This is a genomic window from Pseudomonas sp. 18175 (assembly GCF_050432925.1).
Lineage (GTDB): Bacteria > Pseudomonadota > Gammaproteobacteria > Pseudomonadales > Pseudomonadaceae > Aquipseudomonas.
Map to the genome: position 1 here is coordinate 1 of NZ_JBKFTO010000014.1, position 22,515 is coordinate 22,515.

The following is a 22,515-nucleotide window of genomic DNA, read 5'->3' on the forward strand; positions in this document are numbered from 1 at the left end:
GATGCATCGCCGATGGTAGTGTGGGGTTTCCCCATGTGAGAGTAGGTCATCGTCAAGATTAAATTCCAAAACCCCTGATTGCTAACGCAGTCAGGGGTTTTGTTTATGTAGAAGTCCATGAATTTCATCGGCACGTTGCTAGCGCAACGTGCCGGTACACAGAATTTCTTGACGACCATAGAGCATTGGAACCACCTGATCCCATCCCGAACTCAGCAGTGAAACGATGCATCGCCGATGGTAGTGTGGGGTTTCCCCATGTGAGAGTAGGTCATCGTCAAGATTAAATTCCGAAACCCCTGTCTGCTAACGCAGACAGGGGTTTTGTCGTTTAGAGGCAGCGTAACGCCCCGGTGAACCTCGGGAGCATTCAACGTATCACTTTGCGACAGTCACAAAAAAGCCAGCGCCTGACAGCAGACACTGGCTTGTCTTGAACAATAGATCAGAACTGGTAGCTCACCGTCGCGCTCACGTTACGTTCTTCCCCCAGATAGCAAAAGTTGAGACTGGCACAAGACGCCACATACGTCTCATTGGCCAGGTTGTTGGCATTAAGCCTTACGTCCATCCCTTTCAGCCCAACCTTACCCAAGTCATACCCTAACGAGGCATCGAGCAAGGTATAAGACGGCACCTTCAGTGTGTTCTCCGCATCCGCCCAGCTGTAGCCCACGTATCGAACGCCGCCGCCCAGCCTCAACCCGTCCAGGGCGCCGTTATCAAACTGGTAATCTGCCCACACAGAGGCCATATGCCGAGGCGCCTGCGTCGGGGAGTTTCCCTTGTTTTCGATCAAATTGTCGGGGGTGCTCAAAGTGCTCACCATGGACTTGGAATACTCGATATCGGTAAGCGTATAGCTGCCCAAGAGTTTGAGGTTGTCGGTCAACTGCATATGCGCTTCCAGCTCCAGGCCCTGAGAGCGGACGGCGCCCACCGCGCGATAGAAGTTCTCCTGCGGTAGTTTGGTTGCCAGGTTTTCCTGGTCGATACGAAACCATGACGCGGTAAACAGGTTGTCGGTCCCCGGTGGTTGGTACTTCACCCCTACTTCCCATTGCGTCCCATCAGTAGGGGCCAGTGGGTTGCCCGCGCTGTCTGAATAAGAGTTGGGATTGAAGGATTCCGAGTAACTCACATAAGGCGCGAGTCCGTTATCAAACAGATACAACGCGCCTGCCCGCCCAGTGAGCTTGGTCCGTCTATCACTGATCTCAGTGCCTACCGGCCGGCTCGCCTCCGCGATTCGATTTTCATCTGATGTCTCTACCCAATCTTGGCGTACCCCAAGGGAAAATCGCCATTTATCCAGTTCGATCAGGTCTTGCAGATAAACCCCGGTCTGTTCCAGACGGCGCAGATAGCTGGTGGGACTGCCGTAGGTGATAGCGGAATTACCGTAGACCGGGTTGAATGCGTTGATCGGCTGCAACGCCCCGTTCGTCCAGTCCACCACCGTCTTACGTCGCTGATAATCGGCGCCCATCAGCAACGTATGTTTGGTCGCACCCGTAAAAAACTCAGCTTGCAGCACATTGTCGATGATGAACGCATGCAGTTTTTCATCACCTCCCGAGTAATAGCGATTGAGCTCGTTACTGGTCGGTGTGGTCCAGCCATAGGCATACACCTGGTCGAGCTTCACCTTTGAGTCCAGGTAACGAAAGTTCTGCCGTGCGGTGAAGACATCATTAAAGCGGTGCTCAAACTGGTAACCAAACGACTGCTGATCCCGCTTGTAACCATCAACGCCTGGCTCACCTTCAAAGAAATGACTGGAGATCCGCTGACCATTGCGCTGATGCAATGCGCCATCCGCCGGCATGCCGCCGTGATAGCCACCATCAGGGTCATGCTGCAGATAGGCTTGCAGGGTCAGTGAGGTGTCTTCGGTGAAGTCGATACTTAGGGTAGGCGCCAGGGCGTAGCGTTTTTCTTTGGCATGGTCGAATTGAGTATCGGATTTATCCGCCAGCCCTGTGAGGCGATAGGCAATACGCTTGTCGTCATCCACAGGCCCGCTGAAGTCAAAACCCATTCCTCGCTGCCCGTTGGTCCCCACAGTCGCTTGGATCTGATGATAGGGCTCGAACAACGCCTTTTTGCTGGTGAGCGCAACCAAGCCGCCCGGTGAACTACGCCCATACAGCACCGAAGAGGGCCCCTTGAGAATATCCACGCGCTCCAGGAAATACGGATCAACTTGCATCGTACTGTAGGTGCCGCTGTCCCCCATGGACTTCAGCCCGTCCAAGTAGATGTTATCCACTGAACCATCATTGAAGCCGCGCATCGCCACATAGTCATAGCGATGCGTTGCGCCGTAGGGGTTGGTCAGCACCCCTGGCGTGTAGCGCATGGCCTGGGCAACGGTCTGAGAGCCCTGGTCGTCCATTTGTTCGCGCGTTACCACGGAGACCGTCTGCGAGGTTTCCAGCAGAGCCGTACTGGTCTTGGTGGCGATCTGGCTGTGCGTCGCGTTGTAGCCGTCCATGCTGCCCAGCGCATTGCCCAAGGCAAAGCCCTTGATGTCAGTCGTGGGTAGGGTAAGTGCATTACTTTCCGGCAGCGCCAGCAAGACGAAACTGACGCCGTCCTCGGAAACCGCCTGTAATCCTGAGCCGACCAACAAATGACTCAAACCGTGCACGACCGAGTATTCACCGTGCAGCCCATCCGATTGCCTGCCCTGCGTTTGCGCGGGTGTGCTGGAAAGGGTGATGCCTGCCTGTCGGGCAAATTGATTGAGGGTCTCACTCAAAGGGCCGGCCGGGATCTGGTAACGCTGATGGGCCTGCTCGGGGCTTGTTTCGGCAGCCGTGCCAGTGAGCGGCACCATGCCAATGCCCATCGCTGTCGATAGCAATGCAGCCCGTATGGCTTTTCTCAATAGTGGGTGGGAAGAGTCGTGGAAAAAACGCACAGTCATGATCAAGATCCGTAGAGGCCGGTGAAGGCAGAGTGAATGGCTTACTGTCTAAGCCGGACTCACGGAAAAAAGCCGCCAAAAAAACCGGAAATTAAACGGCGCGTTCCAGGCTCACCCACCAGCGGGTGCGATAGCGCAGTTGAACCGGCAGCGTTTGCGGCAGGACCGCCAGCAACTTATCGGTATCTTCCAGGCGGAAAACCCCCGAAAGCCGTAAGTCGGCGATCTCCGAGGAACATCCCAGATAGCCATGGCGATAGCGCCCGACTTCGGCAAGAAAGTCTGCAAGGCGCATACCCCGAGTAACGATCAGCCCATCAGCCCAGGCACCCACATCCATGTTGATGGGCGGAGCAGGGACCACTTCGGTCTGACGCACAAGGTAGCTTTCCCCTGCATGAACCTGGGTCGAAAGCCCATCTGCCTGATGGGGTGAATGAATGGCTACGTTGCCACTCACTACACTCAGTAATGTGCACTCTGCGTCCTGGCGCACGGAAAAACGCCCATCAATGCCTTCGAGCAAACCATGGCGTGTTTGAACCAGCAAAGGGGCTGACGTTGAAGTACCGCAGGTCACCAGGATTTCCCCGCGCACAAGCTTGATCAGGCGCTGCTGCGGGTTGAAGTCCAGGTCTACTGCACTGTCGGTATTCAGTTGCAAGCGCGTGCCATCCGGCAATTGAATGCTGCGCCGTTCGCCGGTAGCTGTTGCGAGGTCGGACGTCCAACGCTGCCAACCTGTCAGGTCCCGGCTTACCCAGGCTGCCGAGCTTGCTATCAGCACGCCGGACAACATTTTCAGCGCCTGACGCCTTCCCAACCCCTGCGCGCTGGTCTCCAGCGCCCTATGCGCCCCTGGGATCGAGGTGAGCTGACTGCTCAACTCCTGTTGCAGCGCTTGTACACGTTGCCAGGCCAACTCGTGATCCTGATGAGCTTCACGCCATTGCTCGCATTGCGCATGCAGACGCACATTGCTGCGGTTATTGCGCAGGCGCAGCGCCCAACTGATGGCCTGCTTCACCACTTGGGGATCTGGCCCGGGCCGTGCGGCGTTACCCATCGACGTCATGTCTCATACCGCAGGACATAGCAGTGATAGAGCGCCTCGGCGACGTAGCGCTCCACCGTGCGCAACGACACGTTCATTTGCTCTGCGATTTGCTTGTACGTCAGCCCATCGCACTGAGCCAACAGAAATGCCCTACGTACCTTGGGCTTCAATCCTTCCAGAAGGCGGGCGATGCCTTCCAGCAATTCCAGTACAAGCGCACGTGCCTCCGCGCTCGGTGCCAACGCTTCGGGCAAATGGGCGATGGATTCGAAGTACGCTCGTTCGATTTCTTCACGGCGCCAGTGATCGATCACCAACCCGCGGGCAATGGTGCGCAAAAAAGCCCGAGGAGCCTTGAGTTCAAAGCGCTCGGTTTTTTGCAGCAAACGCACAAAGGTGTCTTGCGCCAGGTCTGCCGCATCACAGGCGTTGCCCAGGCGGCTGCGTAGCCACGTGTTAAGCCAGTTGTGATGGGTGAGATACAGCGTCTGTACAGCGCTTTCACCCAGGATGTATTCAGAAGATGGCATTCACGCAAACCTGGCCAAAAGTCACAAATGATAATTAGTCGCATTGTTTGGTAGGCAGGAATTTTTTGCAACTCTCATCCTTGTACGACAACCGCTGGTCGGTTTCCTACATAAAACAAGGATGAATCCTACAAATCGCTCAGTTTTGCCTTGGCTTGGCCGAAAGCCTGACGAGCCATGCGTGCACCGAAATAGAGCGGCCAAAGAAGCTGCCTATACCCAAACATGGGACGTTCCACTCGGCACGCTAACCCCCCTTTTGGCAAAAAGAAGTCGATGAAATGAATCTAAAGTTCAGTCATAAAATTCTGTTGGCCGCGTCAGGCGTCGTGGTTCTAGCCTTCGCGTTATTCACGCTTTACAACGACTACCTGCAACGCAGCACCATCAAGCAAAATCTGGAGTCGTCGATCCAACAGTCCGGTGAACTAACGGCCAGTAGTGTGCAGAACTGGCTCAGTGGCCGAATTCTGGTACTCGAAAGCCTCACGCAAAACGTTGCCCATCAGGGCAGTGGCGCAGACCTCCCAGGGCTGGTCGATCAGCCTGCGTTTACCTCGAACTTTCAGTTCACCTATGTCGGGCAAACCAACGGCGTGTTCACCCAGCGCCCAGACGCGAAAATGCCCGACGGTTACGACCCTCGCCAACGCCCTTGGTATAAGCAAGCTGTGGCCGCTGACAAACCCATGTTGACGCCGCCTTACATGGCCGCAGTCGGCGGGCAAATCGTGACCATCGCCATGCCGGTGAAAAAGAACGGCGAATTGCTCGGTGTGGTCGGTGGTGACCTGAGCCTGCAAACCCTGGTGAAGATCATCAACTCCGTGGACTTTGGCGGTATCGGCCATGCGTTCTTGGTCAGCGGCGATGGCCAGGTCATCGTCAGCCCTGACCAGGATCAGGTGATGAAAAACCTCAAGGACATCTACCCAGGCACCCCGGTCCGCATCGAGAAGATCAACCAGGACGTCGTCCTCAATGGTCAGGATCGCATCCTGTCTTTCACCCCGATCAGCGGTTTGCCTGGCGCAGATTGGTACATCGGCCTGTCGATTGATAAAGACAAGGCCTACGCACCGCTGGGTAAGTTCCGCACTTCTGCGCTGATAGCCATGCTGATTGCAGTGGTCGCGATTGCCGTCCTCCTGAGCGTGCTGATCCAAGTGTTGCTGCGTCCGCTGACCACCATGGGCGTTGCCATGCAAGACATTGCCCAGGGCGAAGGCGACCTGACCCGTCGCCTGGCCGTTACCAGCAAGGATGAGTTCGGCGAAGTCGGCAGTGCATTCAATCAGTTCGTAGAGCGCATCCACGCTTCCATTTCTGAAGTGTCTTCTGCAACCCGGCATGTACATGACCTGTCCCAGCGCGTGATGGCTTCGTCGAATGCCTCGATCATTGGCTCTGACGAACAAAGTGCGCGCACCAACAGCGTGGCTGCAGCCATCAACGAACTGGGTGCCGCCACCCAGGAAATCGCACGTAACGCTGCCGATGCGTCACAGCACGCCAGCGGCGCCAGTGAACAGGCTGACGATGGGCGCAAAGTGGTGGAGCAAACCATCCTGGCCATGTCGGCGCTGTCGCAGAAGATCAGCCTGTCTTGCACCCAGATCGAAACCCTGAATGCCAGCACCGACAACATCGGTCACATTCTTGATGTGATCAAAGGCATCTCCCAGCAAACCAACCTGTTGGCGCTCAACGCTGCGATCGAAGCGGCCCGTGCCGGCGAGGCCGGGCGTGGGTTCGCAGTGGTCGCCGATGAGGTGCGCAACCTGGCTCACCGCACCCAGGAGTCCGCCGAAGAGATCCACAAGATGATCACTTCGCTGCAAGTGGGCTCGCGCGAGGCAGTGACCACCATGAATGCCAGCCAGACCTCCAGCGAAGAAAGCGTCCAGGTTGCCAACCAGGCCGGTGAGCGCCTGGTCAGCGTGACTCAACGCATCGTCGAGATCGACGGTATGAACCAGTCCGTTGCCGCCGCCACCGAAGAGCAGACGGCGGTAGTCGAAACACTCAACGTGGACATCAACCAGATCAACCTGTTGAACCAGCAGGGCGTGGCCAACCTCAACGAAACCCTGAAAGACTGCGATGCACTGTCGCAGCAGGCTAATCGCTTGAAGCAATTGGTCGATAGTTTCAAAATTTGATCCGTTGATTAAGCGTGCAGGCGCGAGTGGCTTCGCGCCTGCCACTTAGCCAAGCAGTTGCCGCGCATTCTTCAGGGCGCTGTCGATGAAGGCTTGTACAAACGCTTCAAACCCGGCCTGCGCGGTATCCATAGGTTCGGCAATGATCGTCCATGTCACCCTGGAGCACTCCGTTCCGAGCGCTTGTACCTGAATCGCCGCCCACAACCTGGCGATGCCCAGTGTGTTGTAGATCATGGTCCAGGTCATGTGCATGGCCTGTTCGTCCCGGCTATTGAGTTGCTCCACTACACAGTTGCCATCGCGGAAAAATTTTGTGCGCAAGGCGCCCACACCGGTGCCCGTCATTTCGATATGTGTCAGGGCGGGAATGAACGCATCAAAGCCTTCAAATTTGCCCACCAGGCTCCACAGGCGAGCAGCCTGGCAGTCGAGCACGACAGACGCCACTATCGGCAGACCATTGGGGTTGCGAATCAACGTATCGGGATGCAGCGGTTTCATGAGTTGTCCTGAAGCGTTCAGAGAAAGCCGATGGCCTTGAGGTAGTTGCAGCCTTTGCGCAGCAGCGCCGGGTCTTTTTGGGGGTAGCGTTCGCCCATCAGCAATACACCCTGGCGCGCGTTGTCATGACGGATCATTGAGGTATCGCCGATGTCTTCGTCCAGACGCCCCAGGTAGAACCCGAGCACGCCAAACAGAGCGTTTTCCTCGCCTACCCTGTGCAGCGCCTGTTGCCATTGCGCAACGCTCACTCGGTCGAATACGTGGCCGGCCTGGCTGAACGCATCCAGGTACTGCTCCCAGCTCAAGGGCCGTGGGTTATGCAGGTTGAACACCCAGTGATCGGGCTGAAAGCGGGTGCATTGGAAGGCGATGAAGCGAGCCAGGAAGTCCACTGGCATCAGATCGAAGTTCAGTTCGAGCCGAGGTAGCAAGCCCAATTGCAGTGACCCTTTGAGCATCAGCATCAGGCGATTTTTTTGCGGCTGGCAGATACCGTTGTGGCTGTTGAAACTGATATTGCCGGGGCGATGGATATTCACCCAGGCCCCGCGCTTCACGGCATGGCCCAACTGCCGCTCGGCGACCCACTTGGACAGGTTGTAGCCGTTCTTGAGGTACAGCGGCAGCGTGGGTGCGGCGGGCGCTTCGAGCACATGGCCCAAGGTGTCGGTGCTGCTCGAAGCCGACAGCGTCGAAACAAAATTCAGGACCTTCTTGCTGCCGGTTTCACACAGGCGCAGGCATTCGAGGAGCGGGTCGACGTTGTCACGGGCCAGCAAGGCGTAGTCCATCACGTGATTCACCCGCGCGGCGTTGTGTACCAGCACACCAAAGTCGTTGGCCAGGGCGTCATACACGGCGTTGGCCAAGCCCAGTCGAGGCCGGCTGATATCGGCCGCGTAGACCCGCACCCGGGTCAGGTCCAGATGCTCCAGACGGTACTCACGCAGCGCCTGGGTGAACCGCGTCATCGCCGCCAGCCCCGGCTCCTCGCGCACCAGGCACGCTACCTCGGTTGTACCGCCGGCCAGCAGCGCCTCGACGATATGCACACCGACAAAGCTATTGGCCCCCGTCACGATCACTTTGTGCGGGTCGCCCGCGCAGTCCTCGGGCAACATGTCGATCACCCACCCCTGCTGGGCATCCCTGACCGCCTGGCTGAAGAGCGCTTCGGGACGTTCGCGTTCCTCCAAGAGTGTTGCAAGCGTGCGAATCGTCGGGGTTTCGATAAAGTGGCTCAGCGCAAAACTGCGGCCGAATTGCTCGCGAACACGCAGTAACAAAGTCGACAGTAAAATCGAGTGGCCGCCAAGATCGAAAAAGCCTCTGTCGATACACATCTGCTCCACGGGTAACGCCAACAGTTCGCTCCACAAACGGGTCAACTGCATTTGAACGGCCGTGTGTGCGGCGTTGCGCGCTGACGGCACAGGCGGCCCAAATGGCAGCGCCAAGAGTGCCTGCCGGTCGACTTTGCCGTTGCACGAGTGCGGCATGTTCGGAAGCTCGCCCCAATAACCGGGCTGCATATAGTCTGGCAACCACTGCTGTACGTGCTGCTGCAAGGCGCTTATCGAAGCGCCTGGTTCGGGCTGGGCGACATAGCCGCGGACCCTGCTGTCAGGGTCGATCACTACTGCCACTTGGCGATACAGCCGGCTGTTGCGCAAACACTCCTCGATTTCCTGGGGCTCGACCCTAAAGCCACGGATCTTCACCTGATCATCGCGGCGCCCGCCCAATACGATCCCGTCGGCAGTCCACTGTGCCAGGTCACCACTGCGATACGCCCGCAGGGCCTGGCCTCCAGGCATGGCCAGTTCCACGAACGAATCGGCCGACTGTTGCGGCGTATTCACATACCCCAGGCTTACTCCCGGGCCGACGATATACACCTCGCCCATTACCTGTTCATCCACCGGTTGCAGGTTGTCATCAAGGATCAGCACCTGGCTGTTGGCGATAGGCTGGCCGATGTTGCGGTGGTTGTCTGCGGGCTGAAACGTCCGATGGGTCACCAGCACCGTGGCCTCTGTGGGGCCGTAGAGGTTGTGAAACTGGCATTGCCCCGCCAGGCGCTCAATGACGTGGGGCTCGCAGGCATCGCCGCCGGTCAGTAAGTGCATCAGGCCCAACGGTTGATCAAGGGGCAGGATGTTGAGCAGCGCGGGAGGCAGGAAGGCGTGGGTGATGCGCTGCTGGCGAAGCAGGCAAAGCAATTGCTGGGGGTCGCGTCGTTGCTCTGTGCCAGGGACGATCAACTCGGCGCCTGCAATCAGGGAAGGGAAGATATCGATCAGGCACGAGTCGAAGCCCAGCGGTGAAAACTGCAGGACGCGGCTTTGTTCATCCAGGTTCATGCGGGACCTGAACCACGCCGTGAAGTGCGCCAGGTTACCCTGGCTGAGCAATACCCCCTTGGGGTGGCCGGTGGTGCCCGATGTCGAGAACATCATGCAGGGAGTGTCGGGCTCGAAGCGACGAAGTACCAACGGGTACGAGAGGTCGGCGCCCCATTGGGCAGCCTCGCCAACATTCAGTGACGTGAAACGCTCGCGCAACGGATGGTGGCCATCGTCCAGCAACACACAAGCCTGGGCGCTTTCGAGCATGACCTGATGGCGTTGAGACGGTAGGTCCCGGCCCAGCGGTAAATACACGGCCCCGCAGCCCATCACTGCAAGCATGCTGGCGTACAGCTCGGTGGATTTTTCCAGGCACACCCCGACTACCGATGGCGTCTGCGTGGTCTCCAGCAAGGGGCGCAACCGCCGTTGGATCGCCAGGGCGCGGATGTGCAGTTGGCGGTAGGTCACTGAACTGCCGCCGATATTCAGCGCCGGCCGATCGGCGAAGGTGTGAAGGCTGGCCTGCAGCCGCTCTATTACCGGTACCTGGGCCTCCTGCATCACCGCAGCGTTTGCGGTACGGTTGAAACGATGGATGAATGCCAGCGCCTCAAGCCCGTCCAAGCTCTGTTCCACCCCGTCATTGGCGACCGCACTCCCTGAAAAATACTGGGTGTCACGTGAGAACCCGCTGACATGCAACGCGGCCCATTCCACCAGCGTATTCGTCACCTGATGACGCAGCCGCTGGCCGTTGCCGCTGGGCTCATCGGCAATATCCAGTACGGCCAATAACCGCTCTCCAGCCCCATAAGCGCGCAGTTGCAGTGCTGGCAGCCCGCTGTGGGCTGTCGGGCCAACACCCAGGCGAAGGCTGAGCACCGGGGTTCGATCCGCAGGGAGATTCGGTGACGGGTTACCGTCATCAATCCACAGGTCAATGTCCTTATCACCTGAGACATGCCCGTACTGTTCCACCTCTTGTCTGATGGCCTGCAAGGCGTTGCTGGTGCCGGACCATCCGAGGGTCAGGCGCCTCATGCCGCCCTCCCGGATACCGGCAAGTAGTCGCTCAACGCTTGGGCCACGCTTGCGGTGTTCAGCAGGCCGCTGTGTTGCAGGAAGCCCAGGATGTTGCCCATCAACGGGTGCCGGTGGGTGATGGGAAACGCCAGCGCCAGGACCTCATCACGCAATGCGCTGCGCAAACGGGCGCTGACGTCCAGGTGTTCGATAAGGCGCAGGTCGAAGTCTTTTTGCAGGTCGTTCGTCAGGTAGTGCGCCAGGAACGTCGGCAGCACGTGGGCGATGCTGTCGCGGTCGGTTGGGCTTGCATCTTGCCAATACAGGCGCACCAGTCGTGTCCAGAATTGCGCGTGGCGCCCTTCGTCAAACAGGTGGTCGGCCATCAAGCCGCGGATGGAAGCCTTGATGCTGTTGTCCTTGGAGAACGCCGCCACATCGTGGGTCACGGTATTTTCGGCGATGGCCACGCCAATCAGCTCGATGGCATCGTGCAGGTGGGCTGGCGCCTGTGCCTTTGCCGCCGGCAGCGCACGGCTCAACTCAATGTGTACGGGCAGGTCCAGCGGTTGTATGCCGGTCATGGCGACGGTTTGTTGCAAGAAGTCCAGCGCGACCAGCGCGTGATAGTCCTCGTCGACCACGACCGTCATTGCGTCAATTCGGCAGGCCAACGGGAAGGGCACCGCGAAGCGATTCTTGGCAATGCTGCGTGCGGTTTTGTCGACGATCTCGGTTTCGAAAATCACCACGTCGTTGATGAATTTATAGAAGCTTTGCACCAGCACGAAGTCGCGCCACAGTGGGCAGTGTTCAAGAAAGGTCGCGCTGAGCACCAGGGGCTGGCGACAGAGTGGGTAGATCAGCTTGTCATCGTTCTCCAGCAAGCGGCGGGGGCGGGTGCGGATGGTCGCACGGCGCTCCCAGTCATCGGCAATGGTGGGGTAGTCGGCGATATTCATGGGCACACCTCCCGCAGCGAGGCCTGTACCTCGTCCAGGAACGCAATGCGGCTTTCGACGGCAGCGAGGGCGGCAGCGTTGGCTTGTTGTGGATAGGTCGGATCGGCGCTGACCAGGCGTTCTAGCAACTGCTCAGCGGCCGGGGCATGATCCTCGGCGTCCAGCTCGATGTGGCGCCTGAGATAGCTGCAGAAGAGTGGCGCCTGGCGATGAACGAACTCATCCGACTGCAGGATGCGCTCGAACATCGCCGGGATGACACGTTCACGACCGTGCAGAAAGGCTGCCGCCACGCAGTGGGTGGGAGCGTTGGACGCAAGGTGCAGCGTGTCCCTGACAAAGCCCGCCACGCCAGGAAGCACCTCGATTGCGTTCAAGGCGGCAATGGCATCCATGCCTTGGCGTTGCAACGTGATAAAACGCTGGATCGGCGATGTGTCGGCGCCCACCTCCGTCATGGCCTCCAGGTACAGTTCGAAGTGGCTGCAATAGCCATGCCTGGGATGCTCATCGGATTCTTCGCCCAGCACGATCTCGTTGATCAGGCGTGCCGCGTGTGGGTCGGCAGGTGGCAGCCAGGGCAGGCGAGTGCACGTCAGGTCTTGTTGCAGGCGCTTGGTGAGGGTCATGAAGTCCCACACTGCAAACACATGGCTTTGCATAAAAAGTTGTAACTTATGGAGTGAAGTTATTTCAGAAAATAACGAGTGGCTGCATAACTGTAGTTTTGCTGTTTCAAGTAATGGTTGGTGCATGGTTGATGCCTGTAAGTTGTTACGTCTGCTGCGCAAATAGCGATGAGCTGTTTGTGGTCGGCAAGAAATAAGTGGGTGTAAACCGGCGCGGGTATGCAATGCCGCTCACGGGTGTGATACGGCGCCTTCGAGTAAAGTGTCTGGTTTAGTAATAAAAGATAATAAGCGGGTTAAACAGTTTGGCGAGCATATGAATGTGTTAGATGTTTTGCTAAATAATATTAAATGTCAGGAAGTAGCTGTGTTGTAAGTGGGAAGTTTCTTCGGCGCGGGGCACTACCCGATGGGTAGAGTGCCCCTTGGCGTTTAACGGCAGGAGGGTTAGAGAAGCCTCTATTGCGTGTCTTTCTTGGCGCCTGCCTCTAAACCCTTGAGGTAGGTGGTGATCACTTCCATGCCGCGCATCAAGTGATTACGCAATGTCAGGATGCTTTCCTCGGTTTTCTTTTGCGCCACCAGGTTGAGCAGCTCGCGGTGATCTTCCTGGGACGTCTCGCCCAACCCCATGGCCTCAAGGTTGAACCGCAGAAAGCGCTCCTCCTCGTTCAGGCCGTGCTCCACCAATTTGAGCAGCCGTTGGTTCGGGGCCTTGCCGTAGAGCGCCATGTGAAACAGGCGGTTGAGGCGGCCAATTTCGCTGTAGTCTTTTTCCTGCTCCAGGGCACAGATCAGGGCATCCGCTTCGGCGATATCGGCTTCGGTGAGCAAGGGAATCGACAAGCGCAGCGCCTCGGACTCCAGCAGCATGCGCAATGCGTAGGTCTCGGCCGAGTTGTCTTCTATCAGTGGTGCAACCACGGCGCCCTTGTGTGTCACCACATGCAACAGTGACTGGGCTTCCAACTGGCGCAGCGCTTCACGCACCGGCATACGGCTGACACCGAACAGGCTGGCCAATTCCTGTTGGCGCATGGCCGTACCGCAGGGCAATCGGCCGTCAAGGATGGCATTGCGCAAGGTTTCTTCAATCACGGAGCGAGCAAGATGGGCGGGAATAGGACCGCTGATCTTGATGCTGTTCAAAGGGTTCGGCTTCTGCGTCACGGTTACGCTATCCTCCTTATTGGTATGGGGTGGCTAATTGGATCCAATGCACACTAGAGGCTGCCCCTAAGCTTGTCAAACGGGCACGGTTTCGGCTTGTAAGCGGTTCAACAAGGCGGTTCTGATGCCCACATAGCGTTTTTCCAGTGTCTTACATTCACGTCTATCGATATTCACTATCGGTATTTAAAATGAAGTTCTTATACCTATAAAGTCACTACCCTGTCTGACCGGGAGTGACCTCATGTCCGCCACCTCTACTGTTCCAACAGCGACCCCCACCGCCCAAGCGTTTGAGATTCGCCCACTGCCCGGCAGCGTCGGCGCCGAGATCATCGGCCTGGACTTGTCTCGACCAGTCAACGACGAAGACTTCGCCCGCATCCACCGCGCGCACCTGGACCACCACGTGGTGGTGTTTCGCGACCAACGCATCACCCCCGAACAACAAATCGCCTTCAGCCGCCGCTTCGGCGTGTTGCAGATCCACGTACTCAAGCAGTTCCTGCTGGCCAACCACCCCGAAATCCTGATCGTTTCCAACATCATTGAAAACGGCCAATCCATCGGCCTGGGCGATGCGGGCAAGTTCTGGCACTCGGACCTGTCCTACAAAGAACTGCCGAGCCTGGGCTCGATGCTGCACGCCCAGGAGTTGCCGTCCGAAGGCGGTGACACGCTGTTCGCCGACATGCACAAAGCCTGGGACCAACTCCCCGAGCACCTGCGCAAAGCCGTCGAAGGTCGCAGCGCCGCGCATTCCTACACCGCGCGTTACAGCGAGACCAAATTCGAAGGCAACTGGCGCCCCACGCTGACCCCCGAGCAACTCGCGCAAGTGGCCGAAGTGGTACACCCGGTGGTGCGCACCCACCCGGAAAACGGCCGCAAAGCGCTGTTCGTCAGCGAAGGGTTCACCACCCGTATCGTCGGCCTGCCGGAAGACGAAAGCCGCGACCTGCTGGCCCAGCTCTACGCCCACAGCGTGTTGCCGCACAACATCTATCGCCACACATGGCAGCCCCACGACCTGGTGTTCTGGGACAACCGCTCACTGATCCACCTGGCCGCCGGTTGCCCGAGCCACCTGCGCCGCAAACTCTTTCGCACCACCATCCAGGGCGACGCGCCTTTCTGATTCGGAGCATGACCATGTCCAGGAAAATCCCATTCGCGCGCTTGGCTGCCACCGTTGGCCTGGGCGTCAGCCTGCTGGCGGGCAGCCTTGCTGCACCGGCCGTCGCCCATGCCGAAGGCCAGATCCGCATCGCCGAGCAGTTCGGCATCGTCTACCTGTTGCTTAACGTGGTGCGCGACCAGAACCTGATCGAAAAATACGGCAAGCAGGAAGGCATTGACATCAAGGTCGACTGGACCCAATTGTCCGGTGGCGCAGCGGTCAACGACGCACTGCTGTCCGGCTCCATCGATATCGCCGGCGCCGGCACCGGCCCACTGCTGACCATCTGGGACCGCACCCACGGCAAGCAGAACGTCAAGGCCGTGGCGTCCTTGGGTAACTTCCCGTACTACCTGGTGAGCAACAATCCGAAGGTCAAGACCATCGCCGATTTCACCGACCAGGACCGCATCGCCGTACCGGCCGTTGGCGTGTCCGTACAGTCGCGCTTCCTGCAATACGCCGCCGCCAAGCAGTGGGGCGACAAGGAATTCAACCGCCTCGACAAGTACACCGTGGCCGTCCCACACCCCGACGCCACCGCTGCGCTGATCGCTGGCGGCACCGAACTGACCGGGCACTTTTCCAACCCGCCGTTCCAGGACCAGGCCCTGGCCAATCCCAACGTGCACGTGGTGCTCAACACCTACGACCTGTTCGGCCCGAACTCACCCACCGTGCTGTTCGCCACCGAAAAATTCCGCAACGACAACCCAAAAACCTACAAGGCGTTCGTCGAAGCCCTGACCGAAGCGGCCCAGTTTGCCCAGAACGACAAAGGCGCGGCTGCCGACACCTACATCCGCGTGACCAAGGCCAAGATCGACCGCGCCGCGCTGCTGAAAATCATCGACAACCCGCAGTTCGAATTCAGCGTCACGCCGAAAAACACCTACCCGCTGGCGGAGTTCCTCTACCGCGTCGGCGCCATCAAGAACAAGCCGCAATCGTGGAAGGACTACTTCTTCCAAGACGCCAAGCCCCTGCAAGGAAGTTAAGATGAACGCCCCTTTGCAAGGCCACGAGGCCAGCAACCTGCACACCGCCGCCCCGTTGCTGGCGGTGGATCAAGTCAGCCTGGAATACCGCACCCCTGAGCGCGTGGTGCGGGCCACTCACCAGGTCAGTTTCGAAATCGACCCTGCCGACCGCTACGTGCTGCTCGGCCCGTCGGGCTGCGGTAAGTCCACCTTGCTCAAGTCCATCGCCGGGTTTATCAAACCCTGCGAAGGCGAGATCCGTCTGCTCGGGCAAAAGGTCGAGCAACCGGGCCCGGACCGCATCGTGGTGTTCCAGGAGTTCGACCAGCTGCCGCCGTGGAAAACCGTTAAACAGAACGTGATGTTCCCGCTGCTGGCCTCCAAAACCCTCAAGCGCCGCGAAGCCGAAGAACGTGCGCTGCACTACCTCGACAAGGTGGGTTTGAGCGCCTTTGCCGACGCCTACCCCCATACCCTTTCCGGCGGCATGAAAGCCCGCGTAGCCATCGCCCGCGCCCTGGCCATGCAACCGAAAATCCTGCTGATGGACGAGCCTTTCGCCGCCCTCGACGCCCTGACCCGGCGCAAGATGCAGGAAGAGTTGCTGCTGCTGTGGGAAGAAGTGCGCTTCACCCTGCTGTTCGTCACCCATTCCATCGAAGAAGCGCTGGTGGTGGGCAATCGCATCCTGTTGCTGTCGCCCCATCCGGGGCGCGTGCGTGCCGAAATCCACAGCCATCAATACGATCTGCACAGCCTCGGCGGTGTGGCGTTCCAAGCCTCGGCGCGGCGGATTCATCGCTTGTTGTTCGATGAAGCCACCGAAGCGGAACCCGAACTGGGTTTTGCCGACATCCGCATCGCGTATTAAGGGGACACTCCATGCGCCAGGAATACGAAATACAACTCGAACCGCTGCTCAGCGTGCCCGTGGAACGCGAGCTGCCCCTGCGCCAACGCCTGTGGCAACAAGGCTGGCTGCGCAAGGGCTTGATCCTGATCGTGCTCGCGATCCTCTGGGAAGCCGTCGCACGCTACCAGAACAATGACCTGCTGCTGCCGAGTTTCTTGCAGACTTTCCACGCGCTCTACGACGGCCTACTCAGCGGTGAATTGCTAAGCAAGGTGAGCATCTCGCTGGTGGTGCTGATCAAGGGCTACCTGATCGGCATCGTGCTGGCATTTGCCCTGACCACCCTGGCGGTGTCGACCCAACTGGGCCGTGATCTGCTCAGCACGTTGACCTCGATGTTCAACCCATTGCCCGCCATCGCCTTGCTGCCACTGGCGCTGCTGTGGTTCGGCCTGGGGCAGAACAGCCTGATTTTCGTACTGGTGCATTCGGTGCTGTGGGCGTTGGCGCTCAATACCTATTCAGGCTTTCTGGGCGTGTCCGAAACCCTGCGCATGGCCGGTCGCAACTACGGCCTCAAGGGCATGCGCTTTGTGCTGTTCATCCTGATCCCGGCAGCACTGCCGTCGATTCTCGCCGGCCTCAAGATTGGCTGGGCGTTTGCCTGGCGCACACTGATCGCTGCCGAACTGGTCTTCGGTGCAACCAGCGGCAAGGGCGGCCTGGGCTGGTACATCTTCCAGAACCGCAACGAGCTGTACACCGACAAGGTATTTGCCGGGCTGGCTGTGGTGATCCTGATCGGCCTGTTGGTGGAGAACCTGGTGTTTGACACCTTCGAGCGGCTGACCGTGAAGCGCTGGGGCATGCAGCGCTAATCACCTGTTACGATTGCGCCAAATTCACTCTCCACTGATAACGAGTGTTTGGCATGCAACTACCGGACATGAACCTGCTGGTCGCCCTCGACGCCTTGCTCGACGAGGGCAGCGTCGTCGGCGCCGCCCGCCGCATGAACCTCAGCCCGGCCGCCATGAGCCGCACCCTCACACGCATTCGCGAGGCGGTCGGCGATCCGATCCTGGTGCGCGCCGGTCGCGGCCTGGTGCCGACGCCCAAGGCGTTGCAGTTGCAGGGCCAGGTGCGCAACGTGGTGGAGCAGGCAGCGCTGGTGTTTCGCTCGGCGGACGAAGTGGACTTGAGCACCCTTCGCCGTCGCTTCAGCGTGCGCGCCAATGACTTTTTTATCGGCGTGTACGGCGGTCGCCTGTTCGACACCATGGAGCGCATGGCACCATTGTGCGAGTTGTGCTTCGTACCCGAAGCCGACACCGACGATGAAGCACTGCGCGAAGGTCGCCTGGACCTGCGGGTGAGCAACACCATGCCCACCAGCCCAGAAGTGAAGGTGCAGAACCTGTTCTCCACCACCTTCGTCGGCCTGGCGCGGCAAGACCACCCGTTGTTCGACGACGAAATCACCGCGGCGCGGTTTGCCAGCTACTCCCACATCAGCATCTCGCGGCGCGGCATTGCACGAGGGCCCATCGACACTGCACTGAATGCCCAAGGGTTGGAACGCCGCGTGGCGATGATCGCACCCGGTTTCCACGGCGCGATGTTCATGTTGCCCGACTCCGACCTGATCCTGCCGGTGCCCAAGGAAGCGCTACTGAGCGCCAAGCGCCTGAAACTGCCGCTGCGGGCGTTCCCGTTGCCGATCTCGTTGCCGACACTGGTCCTGGCCCAAAGCTGGCACCCGCGCTACGACAAAGACCCAGCGCACAAATGGCTGCGCGAGACCATGCGCGAGAGCTGCCATGCCACGTGGCTCGAAGCCCAGCCCACCTAAAGTGAACGCGGTTCAAAATGTGGGAGCGGGCTTGCTCGCGAAAGCGGAGTGTCAGAAACACATTATTTGAATGACCCACCGCTTTCGCGAGCAAGCCCGCTCCCACAGGGATCAGCGCTAGGTTCGAACGTTGCGTCCAGCGCACTTATAACCTGCCGACATGTAACTTTTTGTCATGTGTACGCCTGATTAAACTGCTCGGGTATTTACCATTCCGAGTTATCCGTTCATGACTTCCCTCGCTGCCCCCGCACTCCAGGCCGCAGCCAAACCCGTTGCCATCAGCCCACCCGTGTTCGGCCCGCGCATCATCATCGGCCTGGTCGGTGTATTGCTGGCGGTGCTGGTCTCTGGTCTCAATGAGATGGTCACCAAAGTCGCCCTCGCCGATATTCGGGGTGCGTTGTATATCGGTTTCGACGAAGGCACCTGGCTGGTCGCTGCCTACACCGCCACCTCCGTATCGGCCATGGCCTTTGCGCCGTGGTGTTCGGTGACCTTCTCCCTGCGCCGCTTCACCCTGTGCGCCATCGGCCTATTTACCGTGCTGGGCATCCTGTGCCCGTTCGCCCCGAACTACGAAAGCCTGCTGGTGCTACGCACCGTGCAAGGCCTGGCCGGTGGGGCGCTGCCGCCGATGTTGATGACGGTGGCGCTGCGTTTCCTGCCGGCCAACGTCAAGCTGTACGGCCTGGCAGGCTACGCGCTCACGGCTACCTTCGGGCCGAGCCTGGGCACGCCGCTGGCGGCGTTGTGGACCGAATACGTCGGCTGGCAATGGGCGTTCTGGCAAATCGTCGGCCCGTGCCTGCTGGCGATGGCCGCTGTGGCCTACGGCTTGCCCCAAGACCCGCTGCGCCTGGAGCGCTTCAAACAGTTCAACTGGCGCGGCCTGCTGCTGGGCTTCCCGGCGATCTGCATGCTGGTGATCGGCATCCTGCAAGGCAACCGGCTGGACTGGTTCGAGTCGGGCCTGATCACCTTCCTGCTCTGCGGCGGTACGGTGCTGCTGGTGCTGTTCATGCTCAATGAATGGTCGCACCCGATGCCGTTCTTCAAGTTGCAGATGCTCGGCCTGCGCAACCTCGCGTTTGCCTTGATCGTGCTGGCAGGCGTGCTGATGGTGCTGACCTCGGTGATCATCATTCCGTCCAGCTTCCTCGCCCAAGTCCAGGGTTATCGCCCGCTGCAAACCGCACCGGTGATGCTGCTGATGGCGCTGCCGCAGTTGATCGCGCTGCCGTTAGTGGCGGCGCTGTGCAACCTGCGCTGGGTTGATTGCCGCTGGGTGCTGGGCATCGGCCTGGGCATGTTGGTGCTGTGCTGCGTGGGCAGTTCGCACCTGACGTCCGAATGGATTCGCGACGATTTCTATGGCCTGTACCTGCTGCAAATCTTCGGGCAACCCATGGCGGTGTTGCCGCTGCTGATGCTCTCCACCGGCAGCATCCAACCCATGGATGGCCCGTTCGCCTCGGCCTGGTTCAACACCGTCAAAGGCCTGGCCGCTGTGATCGCCACCGGTGTGATCGACACGCTGACCACCCAGCGCCTGCACTTTCACTCAACGATGTTGGTGGACCACCTGGGCAACTCGCCCCTGGCCGATGGCGATACGCCGGGCCTGGCGCACCGCCTGCACGAGCAAGCCGTGGTGCTGACTTCTTCGGATCTCTACTACGTCATGGCCGCGGTCGCGGTGGCGTTGATCCTGCTGATTTTCTGGATGCCCACGCGGATCTTCCCGCCTCGTGCACCGACTTGATTAAAGGACTGTTCATGAAACGCAAAGATAAAATCGCCGTCTCCGTTATCGCCGTATTCGCCGTGGGCGTGCTGGTGTACCTGGTCGCGCCGGGTGTGTTGGGCAACCAGCGCCAAACCACCAACGACGCCTTCGTTGCCGCCGACTTCACCCTGGTGGCGCCGCGTGTGGCCGGCTTTATCAAAGAGGTGCTGGTGGAAGACAACCAGCGCGTCAAAGCCGGGCAACTGCTGGCGCTGATCGACGACCGCGACTTCCGCGCCGCCGCCCAGGCCGCCGACGCCGACACTTTGGTCGCCCAAGCCCAGCTGAAAAACGCCACCGCGACCCTGGAGCGCCAAAGCTCGGTGATCGCCCAGGCCCAGGCTACCGTGTCGGCAGACCGCGCCGAGATGGCCTTCGCCGAACACGAACTGAACCGCTACAACCACCTGGCCGGTGTCGGCGCGGGCACGGTGCAGAACGCCCAGCAAGCCAAGACCCGCATCGACCAGGCCACCGCACGCCTGGCCAATGCCACGGCGGTGCTGGCGGCCGAGCGCAAGCAGGTAGAAATCCTCACCGCCCAACGCGATGCCGCCGCAGGTGGGCTCAAGCGCGCCCAGGCCGCTCTGGAACTGGCCAGTTATCAACTGTCCTACACGCGCATCGTCGCGCCGGTGGACGGCATGGTTGGCGAGCGCGCCGTGCGGGTGGGTGCCTATGTGACGCCGGGCAGCAAGATCCTCGCGGTAGTGCCGCTGGAGGAGGCCTACGTGGTGGCTAATTTCCAGGAAACCCAGCTGTCCCACATGCACGCCGGCCAAGCCGTGCAGGTGCGTGTCGACAGCCTCGACGGCGAGTTGCTCAACGGCCACCTGGAAAGCCTGGCGCCCGCAACCGGCGTGACCTTTGCGTCGGTCAAGCCAGACAACGCCACCGGCAATTTCACCAAGGTGGTGCAGCGCATCCCGGTGAAAATCGTGCTCGAACCCAACCAGGCGCTTACTGAACGTCTGCGGGTTGGCATGTCGGTAGAAGCCAGCGTCGACACCCAATCGGTGGCCAAGCAGCGTGAGGTGGCCCAGCAATGAAAAATGTTGTTTGGCTCACCCTGAGCCTCATCAGCCTGAGCGCTTGCACCGTCGGCCCGGACTTCCACAAACCCCAAGGCCCGCAAGTAACGCAATGGAACGAACCCCAGGGCCGCCAGGCGTCCAGCCGAGCGGTCAGCGACCCTTTGCAGGAACGTTGGTGGGACGTGTTCCACGACGAGCAACTCTCGGCCCTCACGCGTCGGGCGCTCAGCGATAACCTTGACCTGAAACTGGCCAGCAGCCGCCTGGAACAAAGCCGCGCCGTACGCCAGGTGACAACTGCCGAGCGCTATCCCAACGTTGATGCCACCGGCGTTTACCAGCGCAAACGCAACAGTGCCAAAGGCCTCAGCGACCCGTCCGGCGAGAACGGCCGTGCGGCGTTCAGCCAGTGGGACGCGGGTTTTTCCGCGTCCTGGGAACTGGACTTTTGGGGCCGCGTAAAACGCGAAACCGAAGCCGCCGACGCCACCCTGCAAGTCGCCGAAAACGATCGCCGCGCCGTGCTGCTGTCGGTGCTTGCCGAAACCGCCCAGGACTACATCCAACTGCGCGGCGTACAAAACACCCGCGCCGTTACCGAGCAAAACCTCGACGTTGCGCGCCACAGCCTCAAGCTCTCGCAACTGCGCCTGGCCGACGGTGTAGCCACCGACCTGGACGTGGCCGAAGCCGCCGCCCAGGTCGCCGCCATCGAAGCGCGCCTGCCGGATCTGCAGCAACGCCAGGACCAATTGATCAACGCCCTGAGCCTGCTGATGGGCGAACCGCCCCAAGCCCTGCACACGCAGTTGTCCAAGGATGCCGCGGTGCCGCAAACCCAGCGTCAGGTCGCCATCGGCCTGCCGTCTGAACTGGCCGAACGCCGCCCGGATATCCGCCAGGCCGAAGCCCGCTTGCATGCGGCCACAGCCAACATCGGCGTGGCCAAGGGCGATTTCTACCCACGCATCACCTTGTCCGGCAGCCTGGGCTCCCAAGCCATGCAACTATCGGATTTCGGCTCGTGGGGCTCGCGCGCCTTTGCCTTCGGCCCGCAGTTCAGCCTGCCGCTGTTCAATGGCGGGCGCCTGGAAGGCATGTTGAATTTGCGCGAAGCCCAGCAGCAGGAAGCGGCGCTGGCCTACCAGCAAACCGTGCTGCGCGCCTGGCATGAGATCGACGACCAATTGACCCGCTACAACGCCAGCCAACTGCGCCGCGACAGCCTGGCCGAAGCGGTGCGCCAGAACCAGATTGCCCTGACGACGGCGCAACACCAGTACGTGGAAGGCGTGGCGGATTTCGTCAACGTGCTCACTGTGCAAAGCGCGCTGCTGGCCACCCAAGAGCAGTGGGTGGAAAGCTCCACCGGCGTGTCACTGGCCATGGTTGGGCTGTACAAAGCCTTGGGCGGCGGCTGGGAATCGGTGTATCCGCTGCAAACGGCCGGGCGCTAACTCGCAAAGATCTTTTGTCAGTCGCGAAATAAGCTGTAATGATAATT

At 59.9% G+C, this 22,515-nt stretch carries 17 protein-coding genes and 1 rRNA gene; 10 read left to right on the plus strand and 8 right to left on the minus strand.

The features are described 5' to 3' along the window. The first annotated feature begins 167 nt into the window (after window positions 1–167). Window positions 168–283 (plus strand): 5S ribosomal RNA (rrf, locus tag ACLD1Y_RS19585). Window positions 284–445: 162 nt separating this feature from the next. Here the strand turns inward: rrf and ACLD1Y_RS19590 are convergent. The 3 genes from ACLD1Y_RS19590 to ACLD1Y_RS19600 form a co-directional block, all read right to left on the minus strand. Beyond that, window positions 446–2,932: a TonB-dependent siderophore receptor gene (locus tag ACLD1Y_RS19590; protein ID WP_429479479.1), complete on the minus strand. Its 2,487-nt coding sequence runs from the start codon at window positions 2,930–2,932 to the stop codon at window positions 446–448. Window positions 2,933–3,023: 91 nt separating this feature from the next. Then, window positions 3,024–4,007 carry a FecR domain-containing protein gene (locus ACLD1Y_RS19595; RefSeq protein ID WP_429479480.1) on the minus strand — a complete coding sequence of 328 codons (984 nt, stop codon included), beginning with the start codon at window positions 4,005–4,007 and terminating at the stop codon, window positions 3,024–3,026. Next, a complete protein-coding gene (locus ACLD1Y_RS19600) occupies window positions 4,004–4,519 on the minus strand; it encodes a sigma-70 family RNA polymerase sigma factor (RefSeq protein ID WP_429479481.1) in 516 nt (171 codons plus the stop codon). The genes ACLD1Y_RS19595 and ACLD1Y_RS19600 overlap by 4 nt, the downstream gene beginning before the upstream one ends. Before the next feature lie 281 nt (window positions 4,520–4,800). Between ACLD1Y_RS19600 and ACLD1Y_RS19605 the strand changes: the two genes are divergently transcribed. Continuing rightward, window positions 4,801–6,681 carry a methyl-accepting chemotaxis protein gene (locus ACLD1Y_RS19605; protein ID WP_429479482.1) on the plus strand — a complete coding sequence of 627 codons (1,881 nt, stop codon included), beginning with the start codon at window positions 4,801–4,803 and terminating at the stop codon, window positions 6,679–6,681. A 45-nt stretch (window positions 6,682–6,726) separates the two neighbouring features. Here the strand turns inward: ACLD1Y_RS19605 and ACLD1Y_RS19610 are convergent, their stop codons facing one another. The 5 genes from ACLD1Y_RS19610 to ACLD1Y_RS19630 form a co-directional block, all read right to left on the minus strand. Then, window positions 6,727–7,185 carry an SRPBCC family protein gene (locus ACLD1Y_RS19610; RefSeq protein ID WP_429479483.1) on the minus strand — a complete coding sequence of 153 codons (459 nt, stop codon included), beginning with the start codon at window positions 7,183–7,185 and terminating at the stop codon, window positions 6,727–6,729. A 17-nt stretch (window positions 7,186–7,202) separates the two neighbouring features. Beyond that, window positions 7,203–10,580: an amino acid adenylation domain-containing protein gene (locus tag ACLD1Y_RS19615; RefSeq protein WP_429479485.1), complete on the minus strand. Its 3,378-nt coding sequence runs from the start codon at window positions 10,578–10,580 to the stop codon at window positions 7,203–7,205. After that, window positions 10,577–11,524: a diiron oxygenase gene (locus tag ACLD1Y_RS19620; protein WP_429479486.1), complete on the minus strand. Its 948-nt coding sequence runs from the start codon at window positions 11,522–11,524 to the stop codon at window positions 10,577–10,579. Before ACLD1Y_RS19620 ends, ACLD1Y_RS19615 begins: the two co-directional genes overlap by 4 nt. Next, window positions 11,521–12,279, minus strand: coding sequence for a DUF3050 domain-containing protein (locus ACLD1Y_RS19625; RefSeq protein WP_429479487.1), 759 nt, complete (start codon window positions 12,277–12,279; stop codon window positions 11,521–11,523). Before ACLD1Y_RS19625 ends, ACLD1Y_RS19620 begins: the two co-directional genes overlap by 4 nt. A 333-nt stretch (window positions 12,280–12,612) precedes the next feature. Continuing rightward, window positions 12,613–13,323 (minus strand): GntR family transcriptional regulator, encoded by a 711-nt coding sequence (locus ACLD1Y_RS19630; protein ID WP_429479488.1) that lies wholly within the window; start codon window positions 13,321–13,323, stop codon window positions 12,613–12,615. A 244-nt stretch (window positions 13,324–13,567) separates the two neighbouring features. On the opposite strand from ACLD1Y_RS19630, the gene ACLD1Y_RS19635 reads away from it, so the two are divergent. The 8 genes from ACLD1Y_RS19635 to ACLD1Y_RS19670 all read left to right on the plus strand — a co-directional run bounded on the left by ACLD1Y_RS19635 (window position 13,568) and on the right by ACLD1Y_RS19670 (window position 22,468). Continuing rightward, a complete protein-coding gene (locus ACLD1Y_RS19635) occupies window positions 13,568–14,461 on the plus strand; it encodes a TauD/TfdA dioxygenase family protein (protein WP_429479489.1) in 894 nt (297 codons plus the stop codon). A 14-nt stretch (window positions 14,462–14,475) separates the two neighbouring features. Continuing rightward, window positions 14,476–15,501: an ABC transporter substrate-binding protein gene (locus tag ACLD1Y_RS19640; protein WP_429479491.1), complete on the plus strand. Its 1,026-nt coding sequence runs from the start codon at window positions 14,476–14,478 to the stop codon at window positions 15,499–15,501. Window position 15,502: 1 nt separating this feature from the next. Next, the gene (locus ACLD1Y_RS19645; protein ID WP_429479492.1) at window positions 15,503–16,354 is read left to right on the plus strand and encodes an ABC transporter ATP-binding protein; all 852 of its coding nucleotides are present in this window, start codon (window positions 15,503–15,505) and stop codon (window positions 16,352–16,354) included. 11 nt (window positions 16,355–16,365) lie between these two features. After that, the gene (locus tag ACLD1Y_RS19650; RefSeq protein ID WP_105698297.1) at window positions 16,366–17,214 is read left to right on the plus strand and encodes an ABC transporter permease; all 849 of its coding nucleotides are present in this window, start codon (window positions 16,366–16,368) and stop codon (window positions 17,212–17,214) included. A 53-nt stretch (window positions 17,215–17,267) separates the two neighbouring features. After that, window positions 17,268–18,188 carry a LysR family transcriptional regulator gene (locus ACLD1Y_RS19655; protein WP_429479493.1) on the plus strand — a complete coding sequence of 307 codons (921 nt, stop codon included), beginning with the start codon at window positions 17,268–17,270 and terminating at the stop codon, window positions 18,186–18,188. A 229-nt stretch (window positions 18,189–18,417) separates the two neighbouring features. Next, a complete protein-coding gene (locus ACLD1Y_RS19660; protein WP_429479494.1) occupies window positions 18,418–19,953 on the plus strand; it encodes an MFS transporter in 1,536 nt (511 codons plus the stop codon). Between the two features lie 14 nt (window positions 19,954–19,967). Beyond that, complete coding sequence (locus tag ACLD1Y_RS19665; RefSeq protein ID WP_429479495.1) at window positions 19,968–21,026, plus strand: HlyD family secretion protein; 1,059 nt, start codon at window positions 19,968–19,970, stop codon at window positions 21,024–21,026. Then, complete coding sequence (locus ACLD1Y_RS19670; protein WP_429479496.1) at window positions 21,023–22,468, plus strand: efflux transporter outer membrane subunit; 1,446 nt, start codon at window positions 21,023–21,025, stop codon at window positions 22,466–22,468. Before ACLD1Y_RS19665 ends, ACLD1Y_RS19670 begins: the two co-directional genes overlap by 4 nt. The last annotated feature ends 47 nt before the right edge of the window (window positions 22,469–22,515 follow it).